This window comes from Streptomyces sp. NPDC007856 (assembly GCF_042868225.1).
In the GTDB taxonomy this organism is placed as follows: Bacteria; Actinomycetota; Actinomycetes; order Streptomycetales; family Streptomycetaceae; genus Streptomyces.
Map to the genome: position 1 here is coordinate 244732 of NZ_JBIAEC010000015.1, position 7315 is coordinate 252046.

A 7315-nucleotide genomic window follows, 5' to 3' on the forward strand; every position below is an offset into this window, starting at 1 on the left:
GCCGGTGGGAGTCAGCAGCTCTTGCCGCCGTCCCCCTCGACGAGTGTGTCCAGCAGCACGCCGAGCACCTGGCGTTCCTTCTCCGTCAGCGGCGCGAGGATCTCCTCGGCCGCCGAGCGGCGTGCGCCGCGCAGTTCGCGCAGGGTCGTACGCCCCTCGTCCGTGAGGGCGATCCGGGTCACCCGCCGGTTCGTCGGATCCGGCACCCGCCGTACCTTCCCGCTCGCCTCCAGCCCGTCGACCAGGGTCGTCACCGCGCGCGGCACCACCTCCAGACGGTCGGCGAGGTCGGCCATGCGCGGGGGTGAGGCGTAGTGCGCGAGGGTACGCAGCAGCCGGGACTGGGCCGGGGTTACGCCCAGGTCGTGCCGTTCCAGATGGCGTTTCTGGATGCGGTGTACCCGGCGGGTCAGCCGCAGCAACTGCTCGGCGAGCAGGCCGTCGGGATCTGGGGTGGTCATGCGGGAACAATATCAGGATGCCGTTCATTGTGAGTATAGGTAACAATGAGCTACGATCCGTTCGTCAAGCGTCGGCCGCCTCCAGACCGGCGCCCGTTCACTTCCGTAGGAGCCCATGCACCCCGATCGAGAACCGTCCTGGACCCCGCCTGCCGACGCCAAGGAACAGCCCCGGCAGGTGCGTCGCATCCTGAAGCTCTTCCGTCCCTACCGCGGGCGGCTCGCGATCGTCGGCCTGCTGGTCGGCGCCTCCTCGCTGGTCTCGGTGGCCACACCGTTCCTGCTCAAGGAGACCCTGGACGTCGCGATCCCCCAGGGTCGCACCGGCCTGCTCAGCCTGCTCGCGCTCGGCATGATCCTCAGTGCCGTCCTCTCCAGCGTCTTCGGCGTGCTCCAGACGCTGATCTCGACCACCGTCGGCCAGCGCGTCATGCACGACCTGCGCACCGCCGTCTACGGCCGCCTGCAGCGCATGTCGCTCGCCTTCTTCACGCGCACACGCACCGGCGAGGTGCAGTCCCGGATCGCCAACGACATCGGCGGCATGCAGGCCACCGTCACCTCGACCGCCACCTCCCTGGTCTCCAACGCCACCAGCGTGGTCGCCACGATCGTCGCGATGGTCGCCCTCGACTGGCGGCTCACGATCGTCTCCCTGCTCCTGCTGCCGGTGTTCGTGTGGATCAGCCGCCGCGTCGGCAACGAACGCAAGAAGATCACCACACAGCGGCAGAAGCAGATGGCCGCGATGGCGGCCACCGTCACCGAGTCGCTCTCGGTCAGCGGCATCCTGCTCGGCCGCACCATGGGCCGCTCCGACTCGCTCACCGCGTCCTTCGCGGAGGAGTCCGAGCGCCTGGTCGACCTGGAAGTGAGGTCGAACATGGCCGGGCGCTGGCGCATGGCCGTGATCACGATCGTCATGGCCGCGATGCCGGCCGTCATCTACTGGACGGCAGGTCTGGCCCTGCAGTTCGGCGGCCCCAAGGTCTCGCTCGGCACCATCGTCGCCTTCGTCTCGCTGCAGCAGGGACTGTTCCGGCCGGCCGTGAGCCTGCTCGCCACCGGTGTCCAGATCCAGACCTCCCTCGCCCTCTTCCAGCGCATCTTCGAGTATCTGGACCTGCCCATCGACATCACGGAGCGCGAGCTGCCCGTCCATCTGGACCAGGTCAAGGGCGAAGTCCGCTTCGAAGGCGTCGAGTTCCGCTACGACAACGACGACAGGGCCCGCCCCGTCCTCGACGGCGTCGACGTCACCGTGCCGGCCGGCGGCAGCCTCGCGGTCGTCGGCCCCACCGGCGCGGGCAAGTCCACGCTCGGCTATCTGGTGCCCCGCCTCTACGACGTCACCGGCGGCCGCGTCACCATCGACGGAGTCGACGTCCGGGACCTCGACTTCGACACCCTCGCCCGCGCGGTCGGCGTCGTCTCGCAGGAGACGTACCTCTTCCACGCCTCGGTCGCCGACAACCTCCGCTTCGCCAAGCCGGACGCCACGGACGAGGAGCTGCGGGCGGCGGCCAGGGCGGCACAGATACACGAGCACATAGCCGCCCTGCCCGACGGTTACGACACGGTCGTCGGTGAACGCGGCCACCGCTTCTCCGGCGGTGAGAAGCAGCGCCTCGCGATCGCCCGCACCATCCTGCGCGATCCGCCGGTCCTCATCCTCGACGAGGCGACCAGCGCGCTCGACACCCGTACGGAGGCCGCTGTCCAGGAGGCGATCGACGCCCTGTCGGCCGACCGGACGACGATCACCATCGCCCACCGGCTGTCCACGATCCGGGGCGCAGACCAGATCGTGGTCCTCGACTCCGGACGGGTCGCCGAAAGCGGCAGCCACGTGGAACTGCTGGATCTCGGCGGGCGGTACGCCGCACTCGTGCGCAGGGACGCGCAACTGGAACCGACGAGCTGAACGCGGCCGTGGACGAAGCGCTGACGCTGCGGCCGACAGGCTGAATATATGCCGGGTTTGCGGTGATATGCGTATTACCGTTCCCGCATGCAGACGAACAATCCGCCACGGAGCACGATTCGACTGACGCGCCGGGGCAGACTCGCCCTCGTCGTGGCCGGCACCGTCGTGGCCGGTACCGCCGTGGCGGTGCCGTTGCTGATGCGGGAGAGCCGAGCCGAGCAGACACCGTACGCCGCGCTGGTCGTCCCGGAGGGCTGGCGTGCGAGCCAGGTGTACGACGCGATCGACAGAGTCCTCCAGTTGCCGCCGGGAAGCACGCGCAAGTCCGTCGGGATGGCCGGTCTGAAGCTGCCGGGCGATGCCGCGGGCAACCCGGAGGGCTATCTCTTCCCTGCGACATATCCCGTCGAGAAGGGAGCGACGCCCGAGTCCCTGCTGCGCTTCATGGTCGACACCGCCGACAGCAAGTTCCATGTGGTGCCGATCGCGGCCGGGGCGCAGCGCAACGGGATGAACGTCTACCAGACCGTCACCGTCGCCAGCATCGTGCAGGCCGAGGCCGCGACCAAGGCGGACATGGGCAAGGTCGCCCGGGTCGTCTTCAACCGGCTGGAGCGCGGGATGCCGCTGCAGATGGACTCGACGATCAACTACGCGCTGAACCGCAACACCCTCCGCACCGGCCAGGACGACACCCGTATCGCGAGCCCCTACAACTCCTACCAGCGCATGGGCCTGCCGCCCACACCGATCGACAATCCCGGTGAGGACGCGATGCGTGCCGCTCTCAACCCGACGCCGGGCAACTGGCTGTACTTCGTCACGGTCAAGCCCGGAGACACCCGCTTCACCTCCGACTACAGGACGCACCTGCGCAACGTGACGGAGTTCAACTCCCTCCACCAGGGCAGGGGACAGGCACCAGGCCCGAGACAGACTCCGGCCTCCCCGCTGCCCTCGGTCAGCTGAGCCGACGGGCCGTCACGCAGCGACCGGCTGTTCCTCGGCCAGCAGTCGCCTGATGTCCCGGACGGCCGCGCGGCCCGCCCGGTTCGCGCCGATGGTGCTGGCCGAGGGGCCGTAGCCGACGAGATGGACGCGCGGATCGGCCACCGCCCGGGTGCCCTCGACCCGGATCCCGCCGCCCGGCTCGCGCAGCCGCAGCGGACGGAGATGGTCCAGCGCGGCGCGGAACCCCGTCGCCCAGAGGATCACATCGGCGCTGACGTGCCGTCCGTCGGCCCACTCCACACCGTCCGGAGTGATCCGGTCGAACATCGGCTGCCGGTCCAGGGCACCGTCCGTGAGCCCCTGCCGGACGGCGTCGTTGAGGGGCAGCCCGGTGACCGAGACCACGCTGCGCGGGGGCAGCCCCTGGCGCACCCGCTCCTCCACCAGCGCGACGGCCGCCCGGCCCACCTCCTCGTCGAACGGTCCCTCGCGGAACACCGGAGGCCGCCGGGTGACCCAGGTGGTCGCGGCCGCGTACGGGGCCAGTTCCAGCAGGTGCTGGGTGCCCGAGGCACCGCCGCCCACGACCACCACCCGCCGGCCGGCGAACTCCTCGGGTCCGGCGTACTGCGCGGTGTGCAACTGCCGCCCGCGGAAGGTCTCCTGACCGGGATAACGCGGCCAGAACGGCCGGTCCCAGGTGCCGGTCGCATTGATCAGGGCACGGGTCGACCAGGTGCCGTCCGAGGTCTCCACGAGCAGCCGCCCGCCGTCGCCCTCCCGCACCGCCCGTACGTCGACGGGCCGTCGCACACGCAGGTCGAAGGTGCGCTCGTAACGGTCGAAGTACTCACCGATCACCTCCGCCGAGGGGCGTGCGGGATCCGCGTCGGTCAGCTCCATGCCGGGCAGCGCGTGCATCCCGTGCACCTTGCCGTACGTCAGCGAGGGCCACCGGAACTGCCAGGCGCCGCCCGGGGCGGGGGAGTGATCGAGGACGACGAAGTCACGGTCCGGCTCGAAACCGGTGCGCCGCAGATGATAGGCGCTGGACAGCCCGGCCTGACCGGCGCCGATGACGACAACCTCGACCTCACGCGATTCGTTCACGCTTCTACCAACCGGACTCAGGGTGCGGGTCTTCCCGAGAGCCGGCTTGTAGGTTCTCATTTCGGTTGTCCTTTTCTCATGAGGCTTGGCCCATGTCCGGCCCAAAGGACAGCAGGGTAAGGCGAACGCGCGTTTGATAGGTCACTCGTAGTAGTGCAGATCGTACTTTCGGCTGTGAAGGCGGTGTGCTCCGGTGTGCCCCTGGGGCGGCTCAGCTGATTGAGGCTGGCTCTGATATCGCGCCTTTGTTGCTCGGGGGTGGGGCGTGTCGCGCGTCGTCGACGAAGTCTCCGCGAGTCTGCGTCGCACGGACGGGACGATCGAGGGGGACCGGCCTTGGCCTTCGACGGGCGTCGATGACCTCGGGCCGTCGTGGCCTTGGCGGACGTTTCGCCGGCGGCGCGAGCAGAAGCACTACTCGGGCACGTATTGGTCCCCCACAGGCAGGATCACGTTGTCTACGAGTCGCGACTTGAGTTGACACGCTTGCTCTATGCCGACTTCGAGCGCCAAGTGGTCAGGCTCAGCGACCTGAGCGAAGCACCCAGCAGGTTCTTGGTCTCCTTGTGGTACACGACCTCACCCGGTTCTGACCTGCGGCAACGGGTGGAATCGCTTGATGCGGAGCCGAGTCCGGTCCGCACCTGGTCCTGCTCTTGGTGTGGTGCCGGCGGAGGAGCTTCCTGCGGTACTCCATGGCACAGGTCGTAAGGCCCAGGCGAGCAGTCAGTTGCCGTGAACGTTCAGCTCGTCAGGATGCCGTGCAGAAGCAGGTCGATGAGCGGCGCCGCGAGGTCGGGGCGCCGCTCGGTGTCTGTCATGACGCTGATCCCACCGAGCGCCATCAGGACGTCGTGTGCTTTCACCTGGGGTCGGACTGCACTTTGGTCGTTTCCCGTAGCGAGAAGGTGGCTTACCGCCGCAGCGAGGCGGGCGCGCGTCTGCAGCTGCTCACCGTCGTCGGTCAGCACCACACGGAGCGCGTCGGCCATGCCGTGCTTGGTGGCCATGAAGTCGATGAAGCGCCCCATCCAGGTCCGCAGTGCCTCCCCCGGGGGGAGGGAGGCTGCGAGTTCGGGTGCCGCCTTGCACAGGATCTCCACTTCGTGCCGGTACGTTGCCTCGATCAGCAGCTCCTTGGAGGGGAAGCGGCGGTAAAGCGTGCCAACGCCGACCCCCGCCTCGCGGGCGATGTCCTTGACCGAGGCGTTCGCTCCTTCCCGCGCGAACGCGGCCGCCGCAGCCTTGAGCAGCCGGTCCTCGTTGCGCTGTGCGTCGGCTCGCAGCGGCCTGTTCTGCTGCCCGGTGCTGCCCCCGTCGTTGGCGGTCAATCCCAGCTCCCTTCCCTCACGCTTGCAACCGGAACCGGTTCCGCTTATGGTTTCACTCATAACCGGAACTGGTTCCGGTTATGAGGCTACCGCGCTTGTCGCTGAGCGGCGAGCGTTCGCGCCGTTTCCCGGCCGGCGCGCCCGTCGGCCTGGGATCCGCTTCCCCCCACGTCGCCGACGCTGAAGGGCAACCTCATCGAGGTAGCGCAGACCACTGGCCGACCGGCACTGCCCCACGGCTTTCGCCGCACATCGGTTGCCGGAGACCAAGGAACTCCTCGAGCGCAGGCAGGCAAGACAGAGCCCGACGCGACCCGGCAACCAGCTGCCGGTCGCCTGCCGCGACTGCACAACATGGAGAAGAAACATGACCACACGACTCAGCAACACCGTGGCGCTCGTGACCGGCGCGAGCAGTGGGATCGGCGAGGCGACCGCCCGCAGCCTCGCCGCCGAAGGTGCCGCCGTCGCCGTCCTCGGACGGCGGCGTGAGCGGCTGGAGCAGCTCGCCGACAAGATCCGGACCGATGGAGGCACGGCTCTCGTGGTGGAGGCAGACATCACCGATCAGCGGCAGGCCGCCGCCGCGGTGGGCACTGTGGTGGCCCAACTCGGCCGCTTGGACACCGTCGTCAACAACGCCGGCTTCATGGGTGTCGGGCAGATAGTGGACTCGCCGCTCGGAGAGTGGGAGCAGATGCTCGAGGTCAACGTCCAAGGCCTGCTCTACATTACTCACGCCGCGTTGCCGCATCTCCTGCGCGCTGCGGAGGACTCGCCGCGAGGCGTGGCGGACCTGGTCAACATCAGCTCTACGGCCGGCCGGGTCGCACGGCCCGGCACGGCTGTTTACAACCTGACGAAGTTCGGCGTCAACGGATTCACCGAGGCCCTGCGGCAGGAGGTCATGCAGAAGCACGTGCGAGTGAGCGTCGTCGAGCCCGGCACCGTGGACACCGAGCTGAGCACCCATCTCCGCGATGGCGTGCGACAGGCCATCGAGCGTCAGATCCAGGGCATGGAACTGCTGCGCCCCGAGGACATCGCCGACACCGTGTCCTACATCGTCACCCGGGACCGCCGGGTCGCCGTCAACGAGGTCCTCGTACGAGCCAGCGAGCAGACCTGGTAGCAGTCGACGGACGGCCTGCATGACCGCCCGCTCCTGCATTACCGGTTCACGCCTTCCCGGGCCGACGGTCGCCGACCCCGGGATCCGCTTACACCCTAGGATGCCCTGAGGAGCAAGAGGTCGGCACCGCCTCCACCATCAGCTTCACGACGTCGCGCTGTGGTACCACCACACCATGTACGACCGTCACTTCTGGAACGCTCCCCAGTCCCCGTAGTGCCATGCGCCTCGGCACATGGCGGCGAGGCGGGTGTGTCAACTTAACGGCTGATCTTGGTAGTTGAGGTGTCAGTTGTTGCTGGGGGTCAGGCGGCCCTCGAAGGCGATCTGGAACGCGTTCAGGGGTGCCTTCCAGCGCATGGTCCACCGTTTGCGGCCCTTCCCCGTTGGGTCCAGGCTCATC

6 protein-coding genes are annotated in these 7315 nt (G+C 68.5%); 3 read left to right on the forward strand and 3 right to left on the reverse strand.

The features are described 5' to 3' along the window. Positions 1-11: 11 nt before the first annotated feature. Entirely contained in the window at positions 12-461 is a 450-nt protein-coding gene (locus ACFYOH_RS32340) for a MarR family winged helix-turn-helix transcriptional regulator (RefSeq protein ID WP_388632959.1), read from the reverse strand. Between the two features lie 115 nt (positions 462-576). Between ACFYOH_RS32340 and ACFYOH_RS32345 the strand changes: the two genes are divergently transcribed. Together ACFYOH_RS32345 and mltG are read left to right on the forward strand one after the other, a co-directional pair. Further along, positions 577-2385: an ABC transporter ATP-binding protein gene (locus ACFYOH_RS32345; protein WP_388632961.1), complete on the forward strand. Its 1809-nt coding sequence runs from the start codon at positions 577-579 to the stop codon at positions 2383-2385. Positions 2386-2472: 87 nt separating this feature from the next. Then, positions 2473-3357 carry an endolytic transglycosylase MltG gene (gene mltG, locus ACFYOH_RS32350; RefSeq protein WP_388632963.1) on the forward strand — a complete coding sequence of 295 codons (885 nt, stop codon included), beginning with the start codon at positions 2473-2475 and terminating at the stop codon, positions 3355-3357. 12 nt (positions 3358-3369) lie between these two features. Here mltG and ACFYOH_RS32355 read toward each other — a convergent pair whose 3' ends face one another. Continuing rightward, positions 3370-4449, reverse strand: coding sequence for an NAD(P)-binding domain-containing protein (locus tag ACFYOH_RS32355; protein ID WP_388632965.1), 1080 nt, complete (start codon positions 4447-4449; stop codon positions 3370-3372). 743 nt (positions 4450-5192) lie between these two features. After that, positions 5193-5780 (reverse strand): TetR/AcrR family transcriptional regulator, encoded by a 588-nt coding sequence (locus ACFYOH_RS32360; RefSeq protein ID WP_388632968.1) that lies wholly within the window; start codon positions 5778-5780, stop codon positions 5193-5195. A 367-nt stretch (positions 5781-6147) separates the two neighbouring features. Between ACFYOH_RS32360 and ACFYOH_RS32365 the strand changes: the two genes are divergently transcribed. Continuing rightward, positions 6148-6912 (forward strand): SDR family NAD(P)-dependent oxidoreductase, encoded by a 765-nt coding sequence (locus tag ACFYOH_RS32365; protein ID WP_388632971.1) that lies wholly within the window; start codon positions 6148-6150, stop codon positions 6910-6912. The last annotated feature ends 403 nt before the right edge of the window (positions 6913-7315 follow it).